Source organism: Flavobacterium cutihirudinis, assembly GCF_003385895.1.
Taxonomy (GTDB): domain Bacteria; phylum Bacteroidota; class Bacteroidia; order Flavobacteriales; family Flavobacteriaceae; genus Flavobacterium; species Flavobacterium cutihirudinis.
On record NZ_QRDQ01000007.1, the window covers coordinates 270,890 to 296,541 of the forward strand.

The following is a 25,652-nucleotide window of genomic DNA, read 5'->3' on the forward strand; positions in this document are numbered from 1 at the left end:
ATTAAAGAAACGTATAAACGAGCTAGATACCTAGAAATACTCTTGTGTATTCAAAACATTTATATAGGTTAGAGTACATGTATACACCGTTTTTTATTACAATATGGCTTAACTTTTCCATGATATAAAATTTTAGTTAAACAAATTACTCTTTATGATGGTTCGTATTGTGATGATGCTTCTTGCGAAGGTTCATCTGAAGATTCGTGTTGTGGTTTTGAAACCAAATTGGTGACAACCAGCTGAACGATTGAGCCTAAAATCCCTTTAAACATCGAATCACTTTTTCCGACTATAAATCTTTTAGCCAGATAGCCAATTCCGATGCTGATCGCAGATTGTGCGAGGTGGCTTTTAAAACCAACACTTTCGTTGATTTCTTCAACCGTATTTCGAATCAGATTAATAGGTTTTAAATTCTCTTTGATATCGTCGATTTCATCTTTTATAGAACACCACTCGGCGTCCTGACGATTTTCTAAAAGCTTTATTCTCTGATTTAATTCATCAATAGTGTAAATAGGCTCCATAATAGTCTGTTTTAGTTATTAATAGTTAAAATCAGTTTTTATTCTCTTCTTTTAGAATACTTGAAATAATAGTATTACCAATTGGCGTTTTTATTAATTTGTGATGCGTTTTATGAATCACAATGGCAACAATGAGATAGAAAAGTGCCATGATGAAAAAGCCATAGTAATACTCTCCAAGTTCTTTACCAACCCATAAACTAATCCCTATATTAAGAAACAGGGTAAAAAATGCAACAACAATCCCGACTGCTATCTTTGATGTTAATGTTGAAACAACATCTGCAACTGAACATACTGTTTTGAGTTTAAGTAATTCCAAACTCGTTTTAGTATAGTTCTCTGCTTTTTCATAAAGATTTAAATTCTCGTTTGTTGTTGCATTTGTTTCCATGGTATAGGGTTTTATGGTTTAGAAATCTCACTTATATTAGTAGTTCGATTTTACGGTTTTTGCTTCGTCTTTGATTGCATTGAAATCATCTTTAACTTGGTTAAATTTTGATTTTCCTTCATCTACAATCTCTCTTCCGTTTGATTTGATTGTGTCTACGATTCCGTCAAACTTTGTTTTTAAGTTGTCTCCGTAATCTTTCGATTTATCTTTGATTTTTTTTCTAGTTTCTGAACCTTTATCCGGTGCAAATAATACTCCTAATAATGCTCCTGCAGCTGCAGCTCCAACAATTCCTAAAATGGTGTTACTCGTTTTCATAATATTTGATTTTTAATAGATTAATATAATTATTTAATGTTGATTCAATTTTAAATTTCCCTGCCTTTAATAAGTCTAAGCAATACGGCAACAATAGCAATCACTAATAAAATGTGTATGATACTTCCGAAGCTGTATACAAAGAACCCAAGAGCCCAAAGAATAACCAGTATAACTGCGATTGTATATAATAAATTTGACATGGTATTTATATTTAAGGGGTTAATTAATTGCTGTTTAATTTAACTTATAAGATAAGTATAAAGTAAGGTTGCTGTTTTTTGCATCCGGAACGGTATAAGTTGTTCCTGCAACTGTTCTTTCTTTTCCAATAGTTGTTAATCCGTAATTGTATCGTAAACCAATACTAATTGGATTAAAATCTACTCCGACACCGGCTGATAAACCAGCATCAAATTTGTTTAAGTCGTCTGTGTCAATGTCTTCGTCGAAGTTAAAATCTCCATCGCCGGAAACTTTAGAACTTACCAGATACGATGCATAACCACCGGCGTGAATATTAAAGTTTTTAGTAACATTTACTCTCACTAACAAAGGAACTTCAATATAATTTAGTTTGAATTTTCCTGTTCCGCTTACAAAGGCATTGTTGTATTCCAATTCTGCACCTTTTGTAGTAAACAAGATTTCGGGTTGTATGGCGATAAAATCCGAGATTGGCAACGTGGCGTATACACCGGCATTAAATCCGTACAATATATTTTCGTCGTCAGCATTATTGTTATATAGATTCGACATATTGAATCCTCCTTTTACACCAAATTCGGTGTTTACATTATTGTCCTGAGCGTGCAGCATTCCAAATGAAGCTGATAAAAATAGGGTTAAGGCGCATAGAAAATTAGTTTGCATTTTCATAATTTAAAAATTTAGTTAATAATAGATATAAGGCGTTTACTTAATATTCTGTTTTTGTTTTTTCTGTTTCACGTAAAAGTTCATATTGTTCGGGCAAAAATTCCAAAACCAATTTTAAAATCTTTTCATCATTAGTTTCTGTCGATATTTTCTCAAGCAATTTTATCTGCTCTGACAATGATTCTGCAATCGAATTAAGATATGTTTTGCTAAAGACAGAGTCATTAGAATCAACTAATTCATATAAATCTCTTTTATGAATCGCATTTATATCAGTAATCATAATGAGCTTTTTATTTGCCATTTCAGATACATTCTGCAATAATTGATTTTGTTGATTTTCAATTTTTTTGCTTAATTCCAATAAATTTTCAGAACGTTTTTGTGCAATTTGACTTTTTGAAATAATGGTATTACTCACATTTGCAGTTGCGATAAAGAATGAAGCTTCAATTTGTTCTTTATCATTTTGCTGTTTGTTTCTTGTCAAAGTTTCGGTTTTAAAAGCACTTTCATTTTTATGTTCTTTCTTTCCACATGATGAAAAAAAAGCGACTATAATAAAGGATGAAAAGACTTTTATAATCGTTGCTTTTACAAAGGATTTTGTTTTCATTATTACTTCATAAAATATTACATTACAAAGATGCTAACGAATACCTTCTTTTGCTTTACAGCATAAAAAAGAAACTTTATATAATTCCCATAATACAAGTATATTAAGGCTTTAGAATGGTTTTGGGATAAAAAGAAAAGCGTTTACTACAGTTTATTAAGCTGTAGTAAACGCTGACTTTATTAAAAATGTTTTAGATTTATTCCGGAAGAAAAACGGTAAATTCAGACCCTTTTCCGGGAACGCTGTCTGCTAAAATATAGCCTTTGTGATTTTCGACAATTTTTTTGCAAATGGCAAGTCCAATTCCGGTTCCTGGATATTCTGTTTTAGAATACAGACGTTGAAAAAGAACAAAAATGGTTTCTTTAAATTGAGGGTCAAATCCCATTCCGTTATCTGAAAAAGTAATTTTATGGAATTTTTTAATGGATTGATCCAATAATTCAGGATAATTTGCTGATAAAACTTTTTCGCTTTCAATTTTAATTTCGGGAGTCAAATTTGCTTGGCTGTATTTTAATGAATTTCCAATTAAATTGATAAACAACTGTTCGATCTGATAAGGTATAACAGAAAGCTTCGGTAATTTTGTTGTTGTAATAATGGCTTTCTTTTCCTGAATTACTTCCGCTAATTCTGATTCAGCATTTTCAAGTAATTCATTTAAATTCGATTTCAAAAACTCTTTTTTAGTGGTATTGGTTCTCGAAAACAAAAGCAAATCATCAATTAAAACACGCATTCGTTTTGCCGAACTTTCAATTTTAGAAAGATATTCTCTCGCACTGTCAGACATAACGGCTTTGTCGGCCTCTGAAACTCTCGAAATAAAAGTCTGGATTTTTCGCAAAGGTTCCTGTAAATCGTGACTGGCAACATGATTAAAAGAAGCAAGCTCTTTGTTGCTTTTTTCTAATTCTTTATTACGTTCCTGAAGTTCGATATTGAGCAAATGTTCATCGGTAATATCAAAATTGATTCCGAGTAAGATATTACTTCCCTGCTGATCCGTCAATAATTTTCCGGTTGATTTAAAATATCTTACTTCACGATCCGGACGTATGATTTTATAGTAAATAAAAGGCAATTTCTTTTTCTGTAAAATACCTTCCATAGAATCTGCAACAGCATCGTGATCATCAGGATGTACAAAATTTAGAAAAGATTCTTTTTCAGGAACAAAAGAATTGGGTTCAACACCCAATAAACGAAACTGATTGTCAGAATAATCAATTTTTGAAGCATCTAAATCCCATTGCCAGGTACTGAATTTTCCTATAATTTCAGATTCGGCCATTAAGCCACTAGATATTAGTAGTTTTTTATTGAAAATTTTTAAACGCTCAAAATCTTTACTGATTTGACGATACGCCAATAATATGAAAAGTAGGGCTGTAAGGAATAATGAAATCGAGAAAATAGGGCTTAAAGAAATTTCCTGGTCGTAGATCTTTTGTCTTCTTTCCATGTATTTCTTTTCGATATCATTCATTTTATCTACCTGAAAACGAATGTTTTCCATTAAGATTCTTCCGCCAAACATATGATTGTCGAGTTTTCTTTTATCATAAGTTTTTGGATCACTGTATTTTAGACAGTTTTCGAAAGAAACAAAACGCTGAATAATCAATTTAAACAAACGTTCCAGATTTTGTTGCTGAACAGGATTATCGGCAGTTAGTTTTTTTAAGGTAATAAAAGAAGCATTTACCTTGTCGCGCGAATAAAGATACGGAGTTAAGAATCGGCCGTTACGCGTTATGATATAACCACGCTGACCTGTCTCGGCATCTTTAATCGCCGACATTAATTTTTCTAATTGTATGTTGATCTCATACGTATGCATAACCAGTTTGCTTGATTCATTCAGGCTCTGATTATGTTTGTAAGCAATTGAAGAAAGGAATAACAGAATGAAAACTGCGATTACAAAAATAACTCTCAATGAGTTTGAAGAATTAAAATTTGGTATCCATTTCATTATTTGATGCAATTGTTATTTGAGTCGCAACAGGAAATTATCACGATTTAACCCAGAGGTATGATAGTGCCAGTTTACAGTCACGACCTCATTAATTATTTTTTTCAGCGTATTAAAATCACTTGGCTTTTTGATGTAAATATTTGCTCCTTGAATAAAGGTGTCCTCAATATCTTCTTCAGATGACGAAGTAGAATAGATGGCAATAATGATATCTTTCAGTCGGTCCGATTTCTTTATTTCAATCAAACATTCTTTTCCTGTTTTTTTTGGCATGTTCAAATCCAGAAACAAAATATCAGGAAGTTTATTGTCAGCATTGTTTAAATGATCCATCAATTGCATTCCGTCATGAACAAAATCGACGTTGGTCTGTATTTTGATTTCTTCAAAGGCATCCTTAAAAAAAAGACGATCATCCTCATCATCATCCGCTAATAAAATATATAATGCGTTTTTTTGCATTTTAGTGTGGTATTTGGGTTTTTATTTTAAATTTTCTCTTCGTTTCTTAATTATTCTCTGAAAAGCCGATGGCGTTATTCCGGTTGTGTTTTTAAACTGTGTGCTCAAATGCGCAACACTTGAGTAGTTAAGTAAAAAAGCGATTTCGGTCAAACTCATTTCATTAATAATAATTAATTGTTTGGCTCTTTCAATTTTTTGTAAAATGATAAAATTTTCGATAGACGAATACGTTACTTCCGAAAAAACATTCGATAAATAACCGTAACTATGATTTAGTTTTTCTGCCAAAAATACAGAACTTTTATAGTTATTGCTGTCTTCCATGAAAACAAGTTCAATTATGGCATCCTTGATTTTCTGAACCAAAACACTTTTTTGGTTTTCCACTATTTCAAAACCGCAAGGGCTTAATTTGCTCTTTAAAGCTTCCATTGCTTCGGCATCCAGATTATCATTAATCTCAATTTCCCCAAAACCAAGACTTGTAAAATTTATATTATGCTGATCCAGATTGTGTTTCAAAAAAAGCGAGCAAATGGTATTAATGTCAAATTTTATAAATAGTTTCATTTTATAAGAAATTTGGTTAAAGATACTTAATTTATTTTTGGTGTTATCTTTAAAGATAGTTAGAGATTTATTAAATGTGAAAAAAAACATTAAAATTTTCAAAAAAATACCGCCTAATATACTTGTTACTAGACGGTATTTCGGATTGAGTCAGAAGGTTTTACAAATCTGACAATATCTGATGAAATTCTTCCTTAGTTTTTCCCAGTTTTTGCTGAAGTTTTCCGTACATCTCGTCTTTTTTTCCTTCAGCAAACATCAGATCATCATCTGTCAGCTCTGCGTATTTTTGTTTTAACTTTCCTTTCAACTCATTCCAGTTTCCTTTTATCTCTGTAGTATTCATGATTTTCTGTTTTAAATTTGTATTTGTAAAATTGCGATTTATGTGTTTGAAAGTCGTTACATTACTTTTGATTATCCTTTCATAATTCGCATTTCTATTTTTTTTTCTAAACCTGATAACGTCGAAGAACCCAGGCCATTTTTTCATGTTCTTGTAGCAATCCTGTAACAAAATCGGCAGATCCGGCATCGTTCGTTTCGTCAAAAACCGGAAGATAATCTCGAAATTCGGTTACCATTTGTTCGTGATTTTCAAGAAGTTCTTCCAACATATGTTTTTGAGAAGTATATTCTTTTGGAGATTCTTTTAGTGTTGAATTTTCAATGAACTCTTTCATAGTTCCGATTGTTTTTTCTCCTAATTGACTGATGCGTTCAGCAACTTCGTCGATTTGTGCTTCTAAAACGCGATATTGATCTTCAAATAATTTGTGAAGCTCCATAAAACTATTTCCTGAAATGTTCCAGTGAAATTTTCTTGTTTTAACGTAAAGCGTCATTTCATTTGATAAAATTGTGGCTAATATACTTGTACTCTTTTTTAAATTTGATGTAGATATTCCAATATTTGGGCTCATAACGGTCTGATTTAAGGTTCGATATCAAAAGTAGAAAGGAAGCTTTTCTTTTTTATTATATAATTTTGATAGGTTGTTATATGAATTCAATGTGGATTAGATAATTGGATAATTTGGCAATGAGATAATTAGATAATGAAATTTAAAATATATCAATTTTTACCCTGAAGGGAGTTTTAGGACGCACCAGTTAGAACGTGGGCTTGAATTCCGCCAGACAACAATTCACAATTCACAATTTACAATTCACAATTATAATTTGTAATTTTGCCGCACTATTAAAACACACTATGACAACACAACAGCTTCACGAACAAATTCTTCAAAAAAAATCATTTTTATGCGTTGGCTTAGATCCTGATTTGGATAAAATGCCACAATATTTATTAGAAACCGAAGATCCTATTTTCGAATTTAATAAAGCTATAATTGATGCAACGCATGATTTAACGGTTGGATATAAACCAAATACCGCTTTTTTTGAAGCATATGGAATAAAAGGATGGATGTCGCTGCAAAAAACAATTAATTATATCAACGAAAATTATCCTGAAATTTTCACAATCGCCGATGCAAAACGTGGCGATATTGGAAACACTTCAAGCATGTATGCTAAAGCTTTTTTTGAAGACTTGAATTTTGACAGTGTAACGGTTGCTCCATATATGGGAAAAGATTCTGTTGAGCCTTTTTTGGCCTTCGAAAATAAACATACAATTATGTTGGCTTTAACTTCAAATGAAGGTGCTTTTGATTTTCAGACTTTAAATACAAACGGAAAAGAGCTTTACAAACAAGTTTTAGAAACGTCTAAAACTTGGAAAAACAGCGAAAACTTAATGTACGTTGTTGGAGCTACAAAAGCAGAATATTTTGCGGATGTTAGAAAAATTGTTCCGGACAACTTTTTGTTAGTTCCGGGAATTGGCGCTCAAGGCGGAAGCTTATCTGAAGTTTGTAAATACGGAATGAATGATAAAGTTGGATTATTGGTAAACTCTGCAAGAGCAATTATCTACGCTTCAAAAGGAACTGATTTTGCTGAAAAGGCCAGAGAAGAAGCTTTGAAAGTGCAGCAGGAAATGGCTGATATTATTGCTAATAAATAAAAGTTTACAGTCTCAGTTTACAGTCCCAGTCTAAACTGAGACTGTAAACTGAGACTGCGACTGAATACTATGAAACAACTCATTGATCAACTGGGAACCGTTCATTCTTTTGAAACTGCTCCAAAACGAATCATTTCATTGGTTCCTTCTCAAACGGAATTGCTTTATGATTTAGGTTTGGAAGAAAAAATCATCGGAATCACGAAGTTTTGTGTGCATCCGTATCATTTAAAATCTACTAAAAAGATTGTCGGCGGAACCAAGAAGATTCATTTTGAAAAAATAAAGCTTTTGCAGCCCGATATTATCATCTGCAATAAAGAAGAAAATACCGAGGAAATTGTAAATCAATTAAAAGAAATTTGCCCGGTTTGGGTCACGAATATAGTTTCAATAGAAGACAATTTTCAAATGATTTCAGACTTCGGTCAAATCTTCAACTGTAGAACCGAAGCTCAAAAGTGGAACGACAAATTGGCTTTCGCCTTGAGCGATTTCAAAAAATACATTCAGGATATTGAAGTTAAAAAAGCCGCTTATTTTATTTGGAAGACTCCTTATATGGTGGCCGGAAATGACACTTATATAAATGAGTTATTAAAACTGAATCATTTCAAAAACATTTATGAAGATAAAGGTCGTTATCCTGAAATCGAATTAAAGAAAATGCGTTTAGAAGGCGATCCAGACATCGTTTTTCTTTCCTCTGAACCTTATCCTTTCAAAGAAGAAGATGCTTTTGAAATAGGAAGGTTTACACATCATGCCAAAACAATCTTCGTAGATGGCGAAATGTTCTCCTGGCACGGTAGTAGATTAGTAAAGGCTTTTGCGTATTTTAAAGTACTACACGAAAGATTGAAAAATTAAAAAGAAAAATTCCAATATTTTAAATTCCAAATTCCAAAATGCAAACTTGCTTAAATTGGAATTTGGAATTTTTTTCTTGGGATTTAACCAAAAAAAGAATGCCGGCATCTCGAAGACGCCGGCATTTATTTAACTAACCAAAACCAAAATAATAAATAACCAGTTTATTACAGTACAAAGATCCGACTTATATCAATAGTATGCTGTTAAGATCTTGTTATTACTTTGTTGAATATAAGTTAATGTCTTATTTTTTGTTTCAAGTTTCAGGTTTCAGGTTGTTGTTGGAGCGCATAGTTAACCGCAAAGGGCGTAATCCCGATAGCTATCGGGAACGCAAAGGGCGCAAAGTTTTCTACATGAAGCTTCGCTCCCGATAACTATCGGGATTGAGTTTTTTATACAAAATTTACGGAGTTAAAAACTTTGCACTTTTTGTGGTAAAAATAACCCAAAGTAAGGCAACATGAAACTAAGAGAACCTGAAACCTGAAACAAAATAATACAAAAAAAGAATGCCGGCATCTCGAAGACGTCGGCATCATTTAACTAACCAAAACCAAAATAATAAATAACCAGTTTATTACATTACAAAGGTCAGACATATATGGATGTTTTGCTGTTAAGGTTTTGTTATTACTTTGTTGGACTTACGTTAAGGTTTTTTATAACTTGATTCTGAGCTTTCTGCAGCGTTAAATAATTTTTAGCTATTAAAATATAATAACAATCAATTTTGATTATGAATATGCTAAGGATAAGTTTGTATATTTGATAAAGTGTTAAATATCAATGAAATGAAATTTAAATAAAAATTGGCATTTGACCAAAAAATAGATAACAGCAACATAAAAAACAAAAGAAATGAGCGAATCAAATGAAAGTAAATGTCCTTATCATAACGGACAAATGAAAGAAACATCTGGAACAGGAACATCTAATAAAGATTGGTGGCCAAATCGTTTAAATCTAAACATATTACGCCAACATTCTAGTTTATCAAATCCTATGGAAAAAGGTTTTGATTATGCTGCTGCATTTAAGACTTTAGATTTAAACGAAGTCAAGAAAGATCTTTTTGCATTAATGACAGATTCACAAGATTGGTGGCCTGCTGATTATGGTCATTATGGTCCTTTGTTCATTCGTATGGCTTGGCATAGTGCAGGAACTTATCGTATTTCTGATGGGCGTGGTGGTGCCAGTTCGGGTAATCAACGTTTTGCACCTCTTAACAGTTGGCCGGATAATGGTAATTTAGATAAAGCTCGTTTTTTACTTTGGCCTATAAAACAAAAATATGGTAATAAAATTTCATGGGCAGATTTAATGATTTTGACAGGGAACTGTGCATTAGAGTCAATGGGATTTAAAACTTTCGGATTTGCCGGAGGTAGAGAAGATATTTGGGAACCAGAGCAAGATGTAAACTGGGGAGCAGAAAAAGAGTGGTTAGCCACTAGTGATAAAGCTAATAGTAGGTATTCTGGCGATAGAAACCTGGAAGATCCTCTTGCTGCTGTACAAATGGGATTAATCTATGTAAACCCAGAAGGTCCAGATGGAAATCCTGATCCACTAGGTTCTGGTAGAGACATTAGAGAAACTTTTGCTCGTATGGCAATGAATGATGAAGAAACAGTGGCTTTAACTGCCGGTGGCCATACTTTTGGGAAAGCTCATGGAGCTGGAGATGCGTCATTAGTGGGGGCAGAACCAGAAGGTGCAAGTATTGAGCAAATGGGTATGGGATGGAAAAGTTCTTACGATACAGGAGTAGGTGGAGATGCGATTACGAGTGGTATTGAGGGGGCATGGAAACCAAATCCGACAACTTGGGATAACGGTTACTTTGAAACACTGTTTAAATATGACTGGAAATTGACTAAAAGTCCAGCAGGAGCGCATCAATGGACGCCTACAGATGAAAGTGCCGCTACAACTGTAGAAGATGCGCACGACCCAACGAAAAGACATGCGCCAATGATGACAACTGCAGATATGGCTATGAAAATGGATCCGGCTTATGAAAAAATTTCAAGAGATTATATGCAGAATTTTGACAAATTCGCAGATGCTTTTGCAAGAGCCTGGTATAAATTGACGCACAGAGATATGGGACCAATCAGCCGTTATTTAGGACCAGAAGTTCCGAGCGAAATCCTGATTTGGCAAGATCCGATTCCTGCTGCTAAAAGTGAATTGAATCATAGCGATATTGCTCTTTTAAAGGAAAAAATTCTGGCTAGCGGACTTTCGATTTCTCAATTGGTATCGACTGCATGGGCTTCGGCTTCTACTTTTAGAAATTCTGATAAACGCGGAGGTGCCAATGGTGCTCGTATTCGTTTTGAGCCTCAAATTAGTTGGGAAGTGAATTCACCAACTCAATTAAAAAATGTGTTAGCAACTTACGAAAAAATACAAAATGACTTTACTTCATCTGGAAAAGTAGTTTCTATTGCAGATTTGATTGTTTTAGGAGGATCTGTTGGAATTGAAAAAGCTGCTGCGAATGCAGGAATAAACATTGATGCTCCTTTTACGCCAGGCAGAGGTGATGCTACTTTAGAGCAGACAGATGTTCATTCTTTCAACGCATTAGAACCAAAAGCTGACGGATTCAGAAATTATAAAGGTGCTAAATGCACTTCGGTAACAGAAGAACTTTTAGTAGATAAAGCGCAATTATTAGGTTTAACAGCTCCTGAAATGACCATTTTACTTGGTGGTTTGAGAGTGTTAAACACAAATTATGATGGTTCTAAACATGGTGTGTTGACAAAAAATACAGAAACATTGAATAATGATTTCTTCATCAATTTATTAGATTTAGGTACGGTATGGAAAGCAGTCAATGAAACTGGTGAAACTTTTGAAGGCCATAACCGCAAAACAGGTGAATTGAAATGGACAGCAACTCGTGCAGATCTTATTTTTGGCTCAAACTCAGAATTGCGTGCCATTGCTGAAGTTTATGCATGCAACGATGCAAAAGAACGATTCGTAAAAGATTTCGTTGCCGTATGGACAAAAGTAATGAACGCTGATAGATTTGATTTAGTTAAATAAGCTACAAAGGTTCAAAGCAAAGCTTACTTCCAGATAAAAACCCGACAGATTTCAAAAATTTGTCGGGTTTGTTATTCGATATGCTTTTATTTAAACTGGACTGAAGTCCAGCTCTACAATATAATTCGTTCCTTCGGAACTATGAAAAGAGCCATCGGCTCGATCCATATTGTAGGGCTGGACTTCAGTCCAGTTTGATTGATGATTTTTTAAAATATAAACAACAAACCCTACAGGTTTTAAAACCTGTAGGGTTTGTTAATTTTTAGAAAAAAAACTTAGAAGCTTAGTATCTCAGAATCTTAGTATCTTTAAGAAAAAACAACCGTTTTATTGCTATAAACCATAGTTTTTCTTTCAGAATGTAGTTTGATTGCTCTTGCGAGAACAATACGTTCTAAATCACGACCTTTCATAATAAAATCCTCAACCGAATGAATATGCGATACCCTTGCGATATCCTGTTCAATAATTGGACCTTCGTCTAATTCTTCAGTTACGTAATGACTTGTTGCACCAATAATTTTTACACCGCGTTTAAAAGCCGAATGATACGGTTTTGCTCCTGGAAATGCCGGTAAAAACGAATGATGGATATTGATGATCTTATTTTCGTAAAGTGAAATCAATTTTGGTGTAATAATCTGCATATAACGCGCCAAAACAATAAAATTGATTCCATATCTTTTTAGAAGTTCAATTTGCTTCGCTTCACCTTCGTCTTTATTGTCTTTTGTAAACGGAACACAGTGATACGGAATATTAAAACGTTCCGCAACACATCTCAAATCATTGTGATTACTAATTATAAGCGGAATTTCAATATTTAATTCACCAGCACTGTATCGGCCTAAAATATCAAAAAGACAATGATCGTATTTCGAGACAAACAAAGCCATTTTTGGCTTTTGTTCCTGGTTGTACAAATCCCACGACATATCAAAATCGGTTGCAATGGTTTGGTTAAAATCGGCTTTAAAGCTTTCAATTGTTGTTTTGTGATTGGTTAATTCGCATTCCAATCGCATGAAAAACACATTTTGCTCGACATCAACATGCTGATCAATATAAGTAATATTTCCTTCCACTTTTGCAATAAAAGTAGTCACTGCAGCGATAATTCCTTTTTGGTCTTTACAATGAATAAGAATGGTAATTTTTTGCATCTCTTTTGGTTAATCGGTTAATCGTTTAGTTGTTTAATCGTTTAATAAATAACCGTAAATTCCGATTACACAATTAAACGATTAAACAGTTCAACAGAAAAAAAACTATTTTCCGTCCTGCATTGCAAAAACGCTTTTCAATAAAGGAGTTGTTCTTGCACTGATATTATTTCGGATTTCTTTTTCTTCTACAGCAATCATTTTGTAAACTCCCGCTAAAGCTTGATTCGTTGTATAATCAGTCAAATCAGGATTTACTTTTTTTACTAGCGGAATTGTATTGTATTTATTTATAATTTTTGTCCAAACTACATCAGCGCCCACTTTTGCAAATGAATTTTTAATCACCGGATTAAATTTTCCGTACAAAGCTGTTGTTGTGCTTCCTTGCAAATAGGTTGTTGCTGCGCTGTCATTTCCTAATAAGATATTTTTAGCATCAGTAAACGACATATTTTTAACCGCCGAAACAAATATCGGAGTTGCTTCTTTAACAGCATCTTCAGCCGCACGATTCAGCATTTTGATTCCTTCATCAGCAAGTGAGCTCAAACCAATTTTTCTCAAAGTGGCGTCGACTTTTTGTAATTCTTCAGGCATTAAAATCTTTACAGCTTCATTTTTATAAAAACCATCAACAGCGGTTAATTTGCTAACTTGTTGTGTAATTCCTTTATTCAGCGCTTCTTTTAATCCAGCAGAAATATCAACTCCGCCAACCGGAATTTGTGATGATATTTGTGGTAACTGATTTAAAGTCTGCTGCATTTCTGCACATGAAACGAGTGAAAATGTAACGGCGAATAGTAAAATCTTTTTCATTTGGGGGTTTTGTTTAAGTTTCAAAAATACTACTTATTCAAAAACAACGCCACAATTTTATTTTAGGAGCAGAAAGATTTTGTTTCATAATTAACACTCGTCCCGCTATACGTTGCAATCTTTTACTTTTTAAAGAAAAAGCAAAAGGATTTCCACTTCTATCGGGGCTAGGCAAGAACTTTTCGTTTTTTTCATGAACTTAAAAAGAAGTTGGTTTCATTCGGAATTATTTCTGTAATAAATCAATTTTCTCTTTAGTTTTCTCAATATAAACAGACATTTCACTGTACTTCCAGGTTCCTCTTTTTTCGCCTACAACAAAAAGGGTCGCTTTGCCTTTAGGACCTTTTAACGGTACTTGCACATCGCATTTTCTAACATCGTTTGTTGCGCTTACACTTCCAGAAACCATTCCATCAGTTTCTATAGGCGAACCAAGTTTTTCGATTAGTATTTTATTATGCTCAACACGAGTCATGGATTCGATATAAGCATCAGAATCTTTAATGATCGAAGTTACTTCAAAAAAAACTCCAACAAGGATTAAAGCAAATAGTACGATTAGACTTAAACAGCCTGTTGGAACAAACCATTTCCAGTTTCTGTCCCACCAATTTCTTTTATCTACTACAAGTTCGTTAGAGTCTTCCATAATTTTAGGTTTGCTAGTTTATATTTTACACTACTATTTGAAATTAAAAATACATTTTTTTAATAAGATTGAGATTATGAAAATGAAAAAAGCGAGAATAAACTTCTTATTCTCGCTTTGATTTTTATAAAAGATAAAATTTAAACGTATTCTAAACAATACAAATTAGGATTATAGATTGGATTGATTGTTTTTGCATCTGCCAATATTGCGTGCGTGTGATCTCTTCCGCCAATTGCTAAATAGAATAAAGATTTAGATATATGTAAAGGTCGTAAAGGAAAGTTTCTAAATCCATGCAGTAAATTTTTCATGAAATGTTTGAATGCATATTTAAAAACTTTTTCATCAGGACGAATAAAATAGATTGTAAAGCTTTTATGTTTTGTCATTGTATTAGGAAAAGTAACAAATCTTGCGCCTTGCTGAATTAATAAATTGATTTCAAAAAGTGATAATCCATCTATGTTTTCTGTTTTCATGATAAATTGATTTTGTAAATTAATATTAGTGGTATATTATTTTGCAAAGTTCAAATTATATAAAAGTATTTTTAAGGCTTAAAAGGTTTAAAATTAATAAATTAAGTTTTTTTTTCTAATTGTAAAATCAAAAAAAAGACGTTATCAACTTGTGACAACGCCTCTTTAAAATTTCGTTTTTGTATGTTTTTAGTTTAAAACTACACTTGGAGTAACTAATTCCTGATCTTTTTCGTAAACATCCTGAAAGAAACCAATTTCGCCATTTTCATTTACCAATGAAGTAAAATAAGTAATGAAAATTGGTATTTTTTTAGAAAGTTTAAAACTTTTTTCAGTTTTGCCCTCCATTGCACTGTCAATTTTTTCCTGAGTCCATTCCGGATAATCTTTCAGCATTGCAGCGGCTAATTCTTTTGCCATTTTTACATTTATACAACCATGGCTAAAAGTTCTTTTTTCAAAATCAAACAACGTTTTAGAAGGTGTATCGTGCATATAAATATCATCAGGATTTGGGAACATAAATTTTACCAAACCTAAAGAGTTTCCTGGGCCCGGTTTTTGTCTCACTTGCCCGTTTACAATTTCCATATTATGATCGGCAAGGTAATTAGGATCTCCGGCAATTTTCAATTTTAATTCGTTGTCTACAATGCTTTGCGGAACCGTCCAATAAGGACTGAAAACAATTCTGTCGATTTCTCCATTAAAAATTGTTGTTTTTGTTAAAGGTGAACCAACAAACACACTAGATGTCATTTGTACTTTTCCGTTTTTAACATAAATCAATTCATATGAAGGAACGTTTACCAAAACATATTCATCATTGCTCATAATTTGAGCAGAAATAGCGCGACATCTTTCCATATTAAGCATCAGTGTTTTTACTTTCTCAGAAATTGGAATATTCATTTCTTTAATATGTTCTTCAGCCAGAATATAGTTTGGTTTAAAACCGTTACGAACTTTGTATTTCATTACGGCATCCATCAATTCACGGTCATAAACATCACTTTTAGAATCCTGTTTTAAATCTCCCAGTAGATACAAACGGGTTCTTACTTGTGCAATCGTGTTTGAAACTGCGTCGGGACGCAAATCTTTATAAGGCATTTCGGTAACAATTGGTTTCCATTTATTGGATTTGTCTAATTTTGTATACTGTTTTGCAACAGTTTGTAATTTATAATATTGATCAAAAAGCATTTTGTTGTCTTCTGTAGCTACAGTCGATTCTTCAATAGTATTATAATTCATAAAGTCTTTCAACATAGCGTCATAAGACATTTTTTTAGCGTCAGTATTATTTTTTTTGGCATAAATGATATACAATGAACTCAAAAGCATGTCGGCATCAGTTTTAGAAATAGTTCCTTGTGCTGAAGAGTCAAATAGTTTCTCAATTTCTTTTTGATAAGGAATAACCAAATCATTTGTGTTTTTTGCTCTTTCATATAATACAGAGCCAAATTCATTAATTTCGTTTTCATCGTACCAAATCGTTCCTAGTTCTCGGTTTTTGTACAATGACATGATATCAGATTTATATTTTTTCAAATCGGCATATCTTTTAAAGAAGTCGTTTGAAATTTCGCTGTCGTCATTTTTTAAATTAGTTGAGGCAGCGGTAGTTTTTGGAGTCTTTTTATGTGAAAGATTGGTGTTTTCGATTCTATTGAAAGAAGTTACAAAAAAACTCAAACCTAAAATTAGGACGAATGACTGTAATGTTCTCATTTTTTTAAATTTTTACGTTTTACTTTTTAATGATTAAGTTTTAGTAAAAATCTGGGGCTTTTCTACACTGCTAAATTACAATGGGAATACTCGAAACATGTTTTTTGATTTTGTTTAAATGTTGCGAAATTGCCATGTCTTTAAGCTTTCTTTAACTTAGATCAATTTGTTTCAAAAATTGTTACCTTTCTATGAGGATAAAACATTTTCATTTTTTTGTTAACATAAAGCTATCGCAGTAATCAAATATTAAAAAAATTTGTAAATTGCTCCCTTAAAATTATCATATTCATAAAATGGAACAACAAATACCATATATTCCTAAAAATAAAGTAAGAATTGTCACAGCTGCTTCACTTTTTGACGGACACGATGCCGCCATCAATATTATGCGTCGTATTATACAGTCAACAGGAGTTGAGGTAATACATTTAGGTCATGACCGAAGTGTAGAAGAAGTGGTGAATACCGCAATCCAAGAAGATGCCAATGCAATTGCAATGACATCGTACCAAGGCGGACACAACGAATACTTTAAATATATGTATGATTTGCTTCGCGAAAAAGGAGCGGGGCACATCAAGATTTTTGGAGGCGGAGGTGGTGTAATTCTGCCAAGTGAAATTTCAGAATTACATGAATATGGTATTACAAGAATTTATTCTCCAGATGATGGCCGTTCTTTAGGACTTCAGGGAATGATTAATGATTTGGTTCAGCGTGCTGATTTTCCTATTGGAGACAAATTAAACGAAGAAATTGATCATATAGAAAATAAAGTTCCAACGGCAATTGCGCGTTTGATTTCTGCTGCAGAAAATTTCCCTGAAATTGCAAAACCAGTTTTTGATAAAATTCATGAAAGCAATACAACTTCTAAAATTCCGGTTTTAGGAATTACAGGAACAGGAGGAGCAGGAAAATCTTCTTTAGTAGATGAATTAGTTCGTCGCTTTTTGATTGATTTCCCAGAAAAAACAATCGGATTGATTTCTGTAGATCCTTCTAAGAGAAAAACCGGAGGAGCACTTTTAGGAGACAGAATCCGTATGAATGCGATTAATAATCCACGCGTATATATGCGTTCACTGGCGACACGTCAATCGAATTTGGCTTTATCTAAATATGTTGCAGAAGCGATTCAGGTTTTGAAAGCGGCAAAATACGATTTGATTATTCTGGAAACTTCAGGAATTGGTCAGTCTGATACCGAGATTATGGATCATTCTGATGTATCCTTATATGTAATGACACCAGAATTTGGAGCGGCAACACAATTGGAGAAAATCGACATGCTTGATTTTGCCGATTTAGTGGCTTTAAATAAATTTGATAAACGTGGAGCACTTGATGCTTTGCGCGATGTAAAAAAACAATATCAAAGAAACCATAATCTTTGGGATAAAAATCCTGATGAAATGCCGGTTTTCGGAACGATTGCTTCGCAGTTTAACGATCCGGGAATGAACACGCTTTACAAAGCGATTATGGATAAAGTGGTTGAAAAAACGGCTTCAGATTTGAAATCGACTTTTACAATTACGAAAGAAATGAGCGAGAAAATCTTTGTGATTCCGCCACACAGAACACGTTATTTATCTGAAATAGCAGAGAATAACAGATCTTATGATGAAACAGCGCATTCACAACAAAAGGTAGCGCAGAAATTATACGGAATTTTCAAAACCATCGAATCGGTTTCTGGGAAAGTTCCTCAAATTAATAAAGCTGGAATTGACGACAATAGTGTCATCCTGAGCGGAGTCGAAGGACTCGATGAAAACAGAATCTTTTTAAATCTTTTACTGAATCAGTTTGATAAAGTAAAAATGGATTTAGATCCGTACAATTGGGAAATTATCCTGAATTGGGATGAAAAAGTAGCGAAATACAAAAATCCGATCTACTCATTTAAAGTTCGTGATAAAGAAATCAAGATTGCCACGCATTCTGAAAGTTTATCACATTTACAAATTCCGAAAATTGCTTTGCCTAAATATGAAGGCTGGGGCGATATTCTGCGTTGGAATTTACAGGAAAATGTTCCTGGAGAATTTCCATTTGCTTCGGGATTATATCCGTTTAAACGTGAAGGCGAAGATCCATCAAGAATGTTTGCGGGCGAGGGCGGACCAGAAAGAACCAACAAACGTTTTCATTATGTAAGTGCAGGAATGCCTGCAAAACGTCTTTCGACAGCTTTTGATAGTGTAACTTTATACGGAAATGATCCAGATTTACGTCCGGATATTTATGGAAAAATCGGAAATGCAGGAGTTTCAATTTGCTGTTTAGATGATGCTAAAAAACTGTATTCAGGTTTCGATTTGGTTCACGCATTGACTTCGGTGAGTATGACCATTAATGGGCCTGCACCAATGCTGTTAGGTTTCTTTATGAATGCCGCAATCGATCAGCAATGTGAGATTTACATCAAAGCAAATGATTTAGAAAAAGAAGTTGAAGCGAAAATCAACAAATTATACAAAGATAAAGGAATCGAAAGACCAAAATACCAAGGCGATTTGCCAGCAGGAAACAACGGTTTAGGATTAATGCTTTTAGGTGTTACGGGCGATGAGGTTTTACCTTTAGACGTTTATAATGAGATAAAAGTTAAAACATTATCACAAGTTAGAGGAACGGTTCAAGCCGATATTTTAAAAGAAGATCAGGCGCAAAATACTTGTATTTTCTCAACCGAATTTGCTTTGCGTTTAATGGGTGACGTTCAGGAATATTTTATTACTAAAAACGTTCGTAATTTCTATTCGGTTTCGATTTCAGGATATCATATTGCTGAGGCGGGAGCAAATCCAATTACGCAATTGGCGTTTACGCTTTCAAATGGTTTCACTTACGTGGAATATTATTTGAGCCGCGGAATGAACATCAACGATTTTGGTCCGAATTTATCTTTCTTCTTCTCGAATGGAGTAGATCCAGAATATTCAGTAATTGGACGTGTGGCGCGTAAAATTTGGGCAAAAGCCATGAAAAACAAATACGGAGCCAACGAAAGAGCCCAAATGCTGAAATATCATATTCAGACTTCTGGACGTTCGTTACACGCACAGGAAATTGATTTCAACGATATTAGAACGACTTTGCAAGCTTTATACGCTATTTATGATAACTGTAATTCATTGCACACAAACGCTTACGACGAAGCGATTACAACGCCAACAGAAGAATCTGTACGTCGTGCCATGGCAATTCAGCTGATTATTAATAAAGAATTAGGTTTAGCGAAAAACGAAAACCCAATTCAAGGTTCGTTCATCATCGAAGAATTAACCGATTTAGTTGAAGCTGCAGTTCTTCAAGAATTCGACAGAATTACCGAAAGAGGCGGCGTTCTTGGCGCAATGGAAACGATGTACCAAAGATCTAAAATTCAGGAAGAAAGTTTGTATTATGAAACTTTAAAACATAATGGTGATTTCCCAATTGTGGGTGTAAACACATTCTTGAGTTCAAAAGGTTCGCCAACGGTGATTCCAGCTGAGGTTATTCGTGCAACAGAAGAAGAAAAACAATATCAAATTACGATGTTGGATAACTTGCATAAATTCCACGAAGAAAAAGTAAACGAGCATTTAAATACCTTACAGCAAGCCGCTATTAAAAACGAAAACTTATTCGATCATTTAATGGAAGCTGCAAAAGTTTGTTCTTTAGGTCAGATTACTTCGGCGTTGTTTGAAGTTGGTGGGCAGTATAGAAGGAATATGTAAAAATTACCATTTATAAATTTTAAAGAAAACCTCTCAGAAATGGGAGGTTTTTTTGTTGAAATTGTTTGAAATTGAGGAAAACCGTAAATTATTCGGTAATTTATTTTATTAATTTGACACAAAAAGATTAACCAAAAAAGACTGAAATGTAGAAATATTATTATGTTTGAATAACATTGAAATTTTATAATAAAAAAATAATACTAATCGATTAAAAAACTCAAAAATAAATGTCAACATTAACAATAGACCTTAATCAAGAATACAAAATTAAGATTGAAAAAGGTAATGAATTTTATAAATCAATATTTAAAGAAGTTTATATAGATGCATCAAAAAATGTAGTAGAAATTATTAAGCAATCTGAAAAAGGCATAACATATGATGATTATAATAATATTATTGCATTTACTGGAGAGAGAGGAAAAGGTAAATCATCGTCAATGATATCTTTCAACGATGCTTTGGTAAATAAAAATGATGAAAATCATAAGGATTTTTTTGATGGCAGAAATTTAGGCAAAAATTTGTTGAGTGAATCTTTTGAAAATATTAGAAAAAATAAATTTGCAAGTATTGATATTATTGATCCTTCTCTTTTTAGAGGAAATGAAAGCTTGTTTGAAATTATTTTAGCTAAAATGTTTTTCAAATTTCAAGATAATATAAAAAAAACAGATTCTAAAGTTACAGATGAGATTAGACGGACATTAATAAAGCACTTTCAAAGTGTTTTCGAGAACCTCCAAATTATTAATTCTGATCGTAAAGATTTATACAAACTTGAAACTATTGAGGCCTTAAGTAAATTAGCTACAAGTAGTAATTTAAGAGATTCGTTTAAAAGACTTGTTGATTATTATTTGGAGTTTTTTGAAAAAAAAGATCTTTTGATTATTGCAATTGATGATTTCGATTTAAATATAAATGGCATTTATCAAATGTTAGAAGATATTCGTCAATTTTTGATCCAAAGAAACATAATAATTTTAACAGCATTTAAGAAAGAACAAATCATTCAGTCATTAAAAAACTCAATGTTTGAAAAAGAAAAAAATCTTTCGGAAGAAGAGGTTAGAAATAGAGCTTCTAAATATTTTGAAAAATTATTTCCTCATAAACACTTAGTGTATTTACCTAACATAAATGAAATTGGAAATAATGATATAAGTGATATTGATGAAAAAAACGAAATTACAATCAAATCTGAAAATTTTGATGAAACCTTTAAGTTAAAGACTAAAGAAAATCTCGTTGATATTGTAAAAATGTTCTTGAATAAAAGACTAGATCTCTTTCTTTTAAATTATAGCTTTAAGCAAAATTTTTTAATACCTACAACGCTCAGAGAAACAATAGAGTTATTAAATACAGCAAATTATTTAAAATTCGATAAAATTGATCAATTGCTAGTCTTTGAAAAATATCTTATTGAAAAGATAATTAATAGCTTAAGACCGGACTATGTAGACTTTTTTATGTCTTTTAAGGATATAAATAAGAATTTAATAAAAATTGGAATCTTTAAAAAATTATATGAACTTCTTGAAAATGAGGATAAGGAGCTTTTTAAGGAATTATATGTTATTAATAATCCAAATAATATTAGTTTGGGTGATGTTTTATCCATTATCGAAAAGTACGGTGAGAAAACTTCAGTACTTGATAAAGATAGATTAATTTTTATTGATTATCTCCTAGCATATTTTTCCATTGAATGCCTGATCATTGAACAAGATTTATCGACCAAATTTATTTATAATGGAATTATTCAAAAATTTAGAAAAGAAAACAATAAATATAGAAGAGACTTTTTTGAGTTTAATTATGGACTGAATCAATTGTTTGATAAAAAAAGAAATGATAAAACTATTTTTTTACATAGTTTTATTAACTCCTATGGTAAGACAGACAACACCATAAATAAGCAAAAATCATCTACTTTGTTTTTTAAATTAGATTCAGGCTTTAGTCATGGTACATTTACACCTTTTGCAATTTTTACAAATTTTAAATATTTAAAAGCTAACTTGTCAGATAAAATATTTAATGACGTTTCTGAAGAATTTAAAAATGATATACTCAAGTATGATGATATATTTATAGAATACGTTTTAAATGATCCTCTTTTTGCTTACGAATTTGTTAATACAGTAAGTGAGTATTCTTATGAGTATAAAGATAAAATTGAAGATGAGTTTTTAGGAGCTTATGAATTTATTTATGTTGGAGGTAGAAAGGCATTAGAAAAATTGATCTCTATTAATGATAATTCTAAAGATCAATTAATTAAGAGTTTTGATGATTTTCCAATTTTCAAAATATGGAAGAATGAAATTGAAAATAAAAATAGCGAAATTAGAAAAGAGTATTTAAAAATATATAATAGCTCTAAATCAGAAATTTATTTAACTCAACAGATGATCTCTGATATACGCTACTACATTTCAGAATTATCTAATAAATCGTTTACAAAGGCAAAAATTACGAATTTTCACAAAAAGATAAAATCAGAAAATGAAAAATCTTTATTATTAAAAGAAATTATCACATTTAGTAATAGTTACTTTAAAAGAAATGTTGAAGAAGAAGAGAAAAAATATCTACTAAAAAGTTTTATTGATTATTTAAATGAAATTATAGATGGACAATCTTCGTAAATCTATCCGCTTATTGTTTGTAAATTATTGTTCGGATAAAATTTTAAATTTAAAGAGTGAAGAAGATTATATAACTAAACAAAATTTTATTGAAAACGGATTGTATTCATTTTCAAGTTATTCATTAGATGAAATTAGTAATGTTTTTACAAAACTAGAAAGCGATTGGTTCTTAATAAATGATAAAAAGAACAATAAATCTGTATTTAATATTCTTACTCATTTTAATTCTAAAATATTAGTTGAAGAAAATTTAGAACCTTTTGTAGTTTTTGAGCACTTATTAAAATGGAGAGATTTGTCATATTATGTAGGAGAAGATTTGCTTACATGTTCTCATTTTGCCTATTTAGATTCTATTTCGCAGCGTAGGAGGGATTTTTTTTCTTGGAGGCCTACAACATTTTCAAACAATAAACAGTTAAGAACATTACTTAAAAAAGGACTTGCTGAAAATCATTTTCATTTAAAAGGATCTGGCCCAGTTTTCGATTTAAGCTGGATTAATATAATGAATAATGTTAATAAATTCGAAAATGAATTTGACCTTTTAGAAAGGGAAATATCTTTACTAACGAAAATTTCAAATTCGTCTGTGACATCAAGAAAATCGTTAAAAATTTTAGTTTATAAAGCAGCTTATATTAGATTAAAACTTTTTAATTTTTTGAATAATATCGATCAATATGACGACAAAAGAAAAGAATTTAAAGTTGATTTATCAAAAGATTCGAATCCTATAGATTCTTATGATCTAATTTTAAGGTTAAATGATCTTAATCAGGAAATAAATCTTAATAGGAAAGATTGTGGTCATTGTTTTAAGCATTTTAAAAATGTTGAAGTAATTGATTATGCTATTCCTAAAAATATTCATAAGCAAAATTTAGAACACTCATACATTTTTTATGGTGAACGTAAATTTCTTTATGATTGTTTTAAGAAGATTTATAGTAGAGAAAATGACTTTGAAAAGTTTCATTATCTGTTTCATAGTTATTTACTTATTAAAGCACAGTTTAGAGCAGAATTAATTCAAATAAATGACAAGGTTGGATTTGGAAATTTTTCTAAATATCAGAATCGAAAGGAGTTTTTTCTAAGGGATAAATCGATCTATCATACTGCATTTGTAAATTTAGCAGTACATGATACATTAACCCATAGTAAAATAAAGTCTTTTGAAGTACGAATCGCGCCAAAAGAGAGTTATATTGACTTAACAAAAAGTATAAAATTATATAATACTGTTCTAACTAAGAATGCCATTCAATCGGAAAAAGAGTTTAATCCTGATTTCAAAAACTTAAATATTATTTCAACTGAGCAGCATTTCTATACTATACATTATATAAAGGATGAAGACAAATTCGAGACTTCTAATATTTCGAGTTACATTACTTGTAGACATTTTGATCTACGAAAGAAAATAAAAAAGCAGTCAATAGCCATAAGTACATTACGCGAAAGTCACTTAAAATATTTTGAATCAATTCGTGGCATAGATGCAGCTTCGAGCGAATTTGCAGCTTCACCTGAAGTTTTTGCTCACGGTTTTAGATATTTGAAAAACCATAAGCTAAAAGGGACTTTAAATCATTTAAAAGATAAAATTAGCGAGCATAAAATGTATGCAACATATCATGCAGGAGAAGATTTTTATGATATTTTAGATGGTTTAAGAGCTATCGATGAATGTGTTCTGTTTTTAAATCTAAGTCAAGGAGATAGGATTGGTCACGCTTTAGCTTTAGGCATTGATGTTAGGGAATATTATGAATTCAAGAAGTATAAATTAATGTTACCAAAACAAACAGTATTAGATAACACAGTTTGGCTATTAGCAAAAATTAGAAAATACGGAATTTCAATTTGTAGAAATGAGGTTAATAGGTTAGAAAGGCTTTATGAAATTTTATTTTATGAATTATATCAACAAAATTTTGATGAGAGTGAGTTCAAGAAAAAATATTTTCATCAAACAGTTTATTTTGATGCATGGAAATTAAGAGGCGACGATCCTTATCTTTATTTTGATAACTTACAAGAAGAGGTATATAGTAAAATAAATTTAACTTATTGGGAAAGGTGTCGTATAAATGATATACCTGTAATATTAAAAAATGTTAGAAATAATATTGATGTAAAGTTTTTGTATCAACAATATCATTTTAATCCTAAGATTAAGGAACAAGGGAAAATGATTAAACAACTTGAAATTAGTCACGATTACATTTTATTAGTGGAAGAAGTTCAAAAGAATATGATGCATGCTATTGCAAGTTTGAATATAGGAATCGAATGTAATCCAACATCAAATTATTTGATAGGAACATTTAAAAGATACGCAAAGCACCCGATTACTAAGTTTTTTAATTTAGGTTTGGAAATGGATCATAATGTAATAAAAGATTGTCCGCAACTTTCAGTTTCTATAAATACAGATGATCAGGGAATTTTCTCTACTTCATTGGAAAATGAATATGCATTAATGGCTATTGCTTTAGAAAAAGAAAAAGATGAATTTGGAAAGCCAAAGTATAATTCAAAAATGATTTCTGAATGGTTGGATAAAGTTAGGCAAATGGGAATAGAGCAGAGTTTTAAAGAATCTTAAATGCAATTAAAAAGATAGTTTTTTTAATAAGCACTAAACA

At 31.7% G+C, this 25,652-nt stretch carries 22 protein-coding genes; 6 read left to right on the forward strand and 16 right to left on the reverse strand.

Annotation, left to right across the window (positions count from 1 at the left end; all coding sequences use genetic code 11):
• Positions 1-152 precede the first annotated feature (152 nt).
• The 11 genes from BD847_RS01145 to BD847_RS01195 form a co-directional block, all read right to left on the reverse strand.
• Complete coding sequence (locus BD847_RS01145) at positions 153-530, reverse strand: hypothetical protein (protein WP_115886435.1); 378 nt, start codon at positions 528-530, stop codon at positions 153-155.
• A 31-nt stretch (positions 531-561) separates the two neighbouring features.
• On the reverse strand, positions 562-924 hold the full coding sequence (locus BD847_RS01150) for a hypothetical protein (protein ID WP_115886436.1): 363 nt from the start codon (positions 922-924) through the stop codon (positions 562-564).
• Between the two features lie 36 nt (positions 925-960).
• Positions 961-1,245, reverse strand: a complete 285-nt coding sequence (locus BD847_RS01155; protein ID WP_115886437.1) for a YtxH domain-containing protein — start codon at positions 1,243-1,245, stop codon at positions 961-963.
• Between the two features lie 50 nt (positions 1,246-1,295).
• Positions 1,296-1,448, reverse strand: coding sequence for a lmo0937 family membrane protein (locus BD847_RS01160; protein ID WP_115886438.1), 153 nt, complete (start codon positions 1,446-1,448; stop codon positions 1,296-1,298).
• Positions 1,449-1,482: 34 nt separating this feature from the next.
• Positions 1,483-2,124 (reverse strand): porin family protein, encoded by a 642-nt coding sequence (locus tag BD847_RS01165; protein WP_115886439.1) that lies wholly within the window; start codon positions 2,122-2,124, stop codon positions 1,483-1,485.
• Between the two features lie 40 nt (positions 2,125-2,164).
• Entirely contained in the window at positions 2,165-2,740 is a 576-nt protein-coding gene (locus BD847_RS01170; RefSeq protein WP_115886440.1) for a DUF4142 domain-containing protein, read from the reverse strand.
• 199 nt (positions 2,741-2,939) lie between these two features.
• Complete coding sequence (locus BD847_RS01175) at positions 2,940-4,724, reverse strand: sensor histidine kinase (RefSeq protein ID WP_115886441.1); 1,785 nt, start codon at positions 4,722-4,724, stop codon at positions 2,940-2,942.
• A gap of 15 nt (positions 4,725-4,739) precedes the next feature.
• Positions 4,740-5,189: a response regulator gene (locus BD847_RS01180; protein ID WP_115886442.1), complete on the reverse strand. Its 450-nt coding sequence runs from the start codon at positions 5,187-5,189 to the stop codon at positions 4,740-4,742.
• Between the two features lie 21 nt (positions 5,190-5,210).
• A complete protein-coding gene (locus BD847_RS01185; protein WP_115887309.1) occupies positions 5,211-5,762 on the reverse strand; it encodes a helix-turn-helix domain-containing protein in 552 nt (183 codons plus the stop codon).
• Between the two features lie 160 nt (positions 5,763-5,922).
• A complete protein-coding gene (locus BD847_RS01190; RefSeq protein WP_115886443.1) occupies positions 5,923-6,108 on the reverse strand; it encodes a CsbD family protein in 186 nt (61 codons plus the stop codon).
• A 106-nt stretch (positions 6,109-6,214) separates the two neighbouring features.
• Positions 6,215-6,685 (reverse strand): Dps family protein, encoded by a 471-nt coding sequence (locus BD847_RS01195; RefSeq protein WP_115886444.1) that lies wholly within the window; start codon positions 6,683-6,685, stop codon positions 6,215-6,217.
• Between the two features lie 290 nt (positions 6,686-6,975).
• Here BD847_RS01195 and pyrF point away from each other — a divergent pair, with 290 nt between their 5' ends.
• From pyrF to katG, 3 genes are all read left to right on the forward strand, one after another.
• Complete coding sequence (gene pyrF / locus BD847_RS01200; RefSeq protein WP_115886445.1) at positions 6,976-7,794, forward strand: orotidine-5'-phosphate decarboxylase; 819 nt, start codon at positions 6,976-6,978, stop codon at positions 7,792-7,794.
• Between the two features lie 69 nt (positions 7,795-7,863).
• The gene (locus BD847_RS01205) at positions 7,864-8,664 is read left to right on the forward strand and encodes an ABC transporter substrate-binding protein (RefSeq protein WP_115886446.1); all 801 of its coding nucleotides are present in this window, start codon (positions 7,864-7,866) and stop codon (positions 8,662-8,664) included.
• An 864-nt stretch (positions 8,665-9,528) separates the two neighbouring features.
• Positions 9,529-11,736 carry a catalase/peroxidase HPI gene (gene katG / locus BD847_RS01210; RefSeq protein ID WP_115886447.1) on the forward strand — a complete coding sequence of 736 codons (2,208 nt, stop codon included), beginning with the start codon at positions 9,529-9,531 and terminating at the stop codon, positions 11,734-11,736.
• Between the two features lie 311 nt (positions 11,737-12,047).
• Here the strand turns inward: katG and purU are convergent, their stop codons facing one another.
• From purU to BD847_RS01235, 5 genes are all read right to left on the reverse strand, one after another.
• On the reverse strand, positions 12,048-12,902 hold the full coding sequence (gene purU / locus BD847_RS01215; RefSeq protein ID WP_115886448.1) for a formyltetrahydrofolate deformylase: 855 nt from the start codon (positions 12,900-12,902) through the stop codon (positions 12,048-12,050).
• A gap of 105 nt (positions 12,903-13,007) precedes the next feature.
• A complete protein-coding gene (locus BD847_RS01220) occupies positions 13,008-13,724 on the reverse strand; it encodes a DUF4197 domain-containing protein (RefSeq protein ID WP_115886449.1) in 717 nt (238 codons plus the stop codon).
• 226 nt (positions 13,725-13,950) lie between these two features.
• Positions 13,951-14,376 carry a cytochrome c oxidase assembly factor Coa1 family protein gene (locus tag BD847_RS01225; protein WP_115886450.1) on the reverse strand — a complete coding sequence of 142 codons (426 nt, stop codon included), beginning with the start codon at positions 14,374-14,376 and terminating at the stop codon, positions 13,951-13,953.
• 140 nt (positions 14,377-14,516) lie between these two features.
• Positions 14,517-14,858 (reverse strand): hypothetical protein, encoded by a 342-nt coding sequence (locus BD847_RS01230; RefSeq protein ID WP_115886451.1) that lies wholly within the window; start codon positions 14,856-14,858, stop codon positions 14,517-14,519.
• 189 nt (positions 14,859-15,047) lie between these two features.
• Positions 15,048-16,598: a L,D-transpeptidase family protein gene (locus BD847_RS01235; RefSeq protein WP_115886452.1), complete on the reverse strand. Its 1,551-nt coding sequence runs from the start codon at positions 16,596-16,598 to the stop codon at positions 15,048-15,050.
• A gap of 296 nt (positions 16,599-16,894) precedes the next feature.
• Here BD847_RS01235 and BD847_RS01240 point away from each other — a divergent pair, with 296 nt between their 5' ends.
• The 3 genes from BD847_RS01240 to BD847_RS01250 all read left to right on the forward strand — a co-directional run bounded on the left by BD847_RS01240 (position 16,895) and on the right by BD847_RS01250 (position 25,612).
• Positions 16,895-20,335: a methylmalonyl-CoA mutase family protein gene (locus BD847_RS01240; protein WP_115886453.1), complete on the forward strand. Its 3,441-nt coding sequence runs from the start codon at positions 16,895-16,897 to the stop codon at positions 20,333-20,335.
• A 230-nt stretch (positions 20,336-20,565) separates the two neighbouring features.
• Positions 20,566-22,995 carry a ligand-binding sensor domain-containing protein gene (locus BD847_RS01245; RefSeq protein WP_115886454.1) on the forward strand — a complete coding sequence of 810 codons (2,430 nt, stop codon included), beginning with the start codon at positions 20,566-20,568 and terminating at the stop codon, positions 22,993-22,995.
• Positions 22,979-25,612, forward strand: a complete 2,634-nt coding sequence (locus tag BD847_RS01250) for a hypothetical protein (RefSeq protein WP_115886455.1) — start codon at positions 22,979-22,981, stop codon at positions 25,610-25,612. The genes BD847_RS01245 and BD847_RS01250 overlap by 17 nt, the downstream gene beginning before the upstream one ends.
• Positions 25,613-25,652: the final 40 nt, after the last annotated feature.